Source organism: Rhodoplanes roseus (assembly GCF_003258865.1).
GTDB lineage: Bacteria > Pseudomonadota > Alphaproteobacteria > Rhizobiales > Xanthobacteraceae > Rhodoplanes > Rhodoplanes roseus.
This window is the reverse complement of the sequence record NZ_NPEX01000837.1, coordinates 1-269: the sequence shown is the minus strand read 5'-3', so window position 1 is coordinate 269 and position 269 is coordinate 1. Positions and strand designations below refer to the sequence as shown.

The following is a 269-nucleotide window of genomic DNA, read 5'->3' as shown; positions in this document are numbered from 1 at the left end:
GGCCTCGACTGCCGGCGGCAGCCCGGCCAAGGGCAGGATACCTTTCTCGGCTGTCGCGCCGCAGTGTTCGACGGTCTCCACGAGATTGGGATCGCAGACCACGATCGCGGCTTCGACGAGCTTGATCGCATGAGCGAGCCCGTCGCCGACAAGGGCTGGATTGGTCGGAACCCAGATCATGCCGGCCCGCATCAAGCCGAAGATGAGCGCCAGCGAGGCAGGGCTGTTGCGCATCATGACGATCACACGGTCGCCGGCCCGCACGCCTT

The 269-nt window shown here is 66.2% G+C and carries 1 protein-coding gene; it reads right to left on the bottom strand.

The genetic code is table 11. From position 1 onward, the window contains the following. Window positions 1-237 (bottom strand): AMP-binding protein (locus CH341_RS32635; protein WP_245431356.1); only part of this gene is annotated, 237 nt, incomplete at its 3' end. Between the last annotated feature and the right edge of the window lie 32 nt (window positions 238-269).